Genomic DNA, 2,234 nt, shown 5'->3' with positions numbered 1-2,234 from the left:
GCATGGTCTGGCGGGTTTCCGGGGTAGCGGCGACGATCTTTTCGATGTCGTCGATGAAGCCCATGTCSAGCATGCGGTCGGCTTCGTCSAGCACCAGAATCTGCAGCTGGGAGAAGTCGATCTTGCCGGATTCCATGTGGTCGATCAGACGGCCAGGGGTGGCAACCAGGATGTCCGGGTTACGCGACAGCAGTTGCATCTGCTTCGGGTAAGGCATGCCGCCCAGGATGGACACGGCCTTGATCGCGCGCAGGTTGACGCTGTACTTGGAGGTATTGGTGGTGACCTGCAGAGCCAGTTCGCGGGTCGGGGTCAGCACCAGCATCTTCGGCTGGGCTGGACGGAAACGAGGACGCTCGCCGCGGGCGAACGCAGCCTGCTTCTCCTGGTTAGGAGTACGGCCCTGCTGCTGCGCGCTGCCGAATTCGGCCAGGCGGTGCAGGGACGGCAGCATGAACGCTGCGGTCTTGCCCGAACCCGTCTGCGAGGAAACCAGCAGGTCCTTACCAGCGATGGCAGCCGGAACGGCTTGCTCCTGCACGGCGGTCGGCTTGGTGTAGCCGGCTTCGGTCAGGGCGCTGAGGATGGACGGGTTAAGGCCAAGTGCTTCAAAAGTCATTGATATCTTTCGTAAAAATCGGAAATAGCTACGCCAACCAACAACGAAACGACTCTAAATACTTAGAAATTTCGGCACAAAAGCTTTGCGCCGGGACGGTGTCAAAGTTCGACACACAGGGCGGGGGGCTTTATGGACAGCATCCAACTTTTTGGGATGCCGGCAAAGGTTCGCGAAGCTGCTATATATGTGTTTTTATTTTCAGCTGCGGTATTGGTGCAGCGCACAAGGGAAGCATTGTACAGTAATTTCGTGGCTTATGCACCTGGTTCTTCGTGCGGTGTGGCCTGCGGGGCCAGGGCGGCCACCTGGCAGCTATTGCTGCTCGTCGCCGGGCGGCGAGGCAGCGTCGAATTTGGGCTTGATGCCCCGGCGTGCGAGGGCCTCGCGCAGCAGGAACTCAATTTCCGCGTTCACGCTGCGCAGGTCGCGGGCGGCCAGGCGTTGCAGTTCTTCCCACAGCGCCGGGTCTATCCGCAAGGGAAAGGCTTTTTTGCCGGGGCTTGCCATTGCTTAGTTGTACAGGGTGCCGGTGTTGACGATGGGCTGGGTGTCCTTGTCGGAGCACAGTACCACCAGCAGATTGCTGACCATGGCTGCCTTGCGTTCTGCATCCAGTTCCACGATCTCGCGCTCGGCCAGGCCTTTCAGCGCTGCTTCGACCATGCTGACGGCGCCGTGCACGATCTTTTGGCGCGCGCTGATGATGGCTTCGGCTTGCTGGCGGCGCAGCATGACCTGGGCGATTTCGGGGGCGTAGGCGAGGTGGGTCAGTTTGGCGTCCACCGTTTCGACGCCGGCGGCGCAGATGCGCTCTTGCAGCTCGGCTTTCAACGCGTGGGCGACTTCGTCCATGCCGGCGCGCAGGGTGGTTTCGCCTTCGGCCAGGTCTTCGCCCTCGTCGTAGGCGTACAGGGAGCCGAGGTGGCGCAGGGCGGCTTCGGCCTGGATCGCGACATAGCGCTCGAAATCGTCGACGTCGTACATGGCCTGGGCGGTGTCCTTCACGCGCCAGACGATGGCGGCGGCGATCTCGATCGGATTACCGCGCTTGTCGTTCACCTTCAGGATCGGCGCGTTCAGGTTGCGCGCACGCAGGGACAGACGTTTCTTACTGTACAGCGGGAAGGCCCAGCGCAGGCCTTCGCTGCGGTCGGTGCCGATGTATTGGCCGAACAGAGTGAGCAGGGCGCTTTCATTCGGACGCAGCATGTACAGGCCGCTAAACGACAGGATCGCGCAGAAAACCGCCCCGACGGCAATTAATGGCCGGAAGTTTTCCAGTGCGAGGAAGGCAAAAATAACCAGAACGACGCCGACTGCCAGGGCGAGATAGCCACTAAACGAAGAAAACGGTTTTTCGGTACGGGTCATGATTTATCCATGTGGGATCAAAGTGATATCACTTTAGGATCACTGTTTCGTATTGTCAAGAAATAAATCAGAGCCCACGGCGGAAGCCAGGTCAAAACCTACGGCGGAAACCAGGTCAGAACCTACGGCAGAAACCAGGTGGCAGGCACGATGTGCCTGCCACCAGCTTTTGCTTTGTGTGTAAAAAAAGCCGCTCGTGGGCGGCTTTTGGTTGGAGCGAAGTCAGCGATCAGGTGTAGTC

General features: G+C 59.7%; 3 protein-coding genes. All 3 read right to left on the bottom strand.

Annotated features, from left to right (window positions below):
* The coding region (locus AB4Z11_RS29955; protein WP_442029563.1) for a DEAD/DEAH box helicase at positions 1–619 on the bottom strand (619 nt) is incomplete at its 3' end.
* A gap of 315 nt (positions 620–934) precedes the next feature.
* A complete protein-coding gene (locus AB4Z11_RS29950) occupies positions 935–1,129 on the bottom strand; it encodes a hypothetical protein (RefSeq protein WP_442029561.1) in 195 nt (64 codons plus the stop codon).
* Positions 1,130–1,132: 3 nt separating this feature from the next.
* The gene (locus AB4Z11_RS29945) at positions 1,133–1,993 is read right to left on the bottom strand and encodes an SPFH domain-containing protein (RefSeq protein ID WP_442029559.1); all 861 of its coding nucleotides are present in this window, start codon (positions 1,991–1,993) and stop codon (positions 1,133–1,135) included.
* Positions 1,994–2,234: the final 241 nt, after the last annotated feature.

Source organism: Pseudoduganella sp. RAF53_2 (genome assembly GCF_052113985.1).
Taxonomy (GTDB): domain Bacteria; phylum Pseudomonadota; class Gammaproteobacteria; order Burkholderiales; family Burkholderiaceae_D; genus Rugamonas.
Note: the sequence above shows the minus strand (reverse complement) of the source record. Positions and strands in the feature narration are given on the sequence as shown.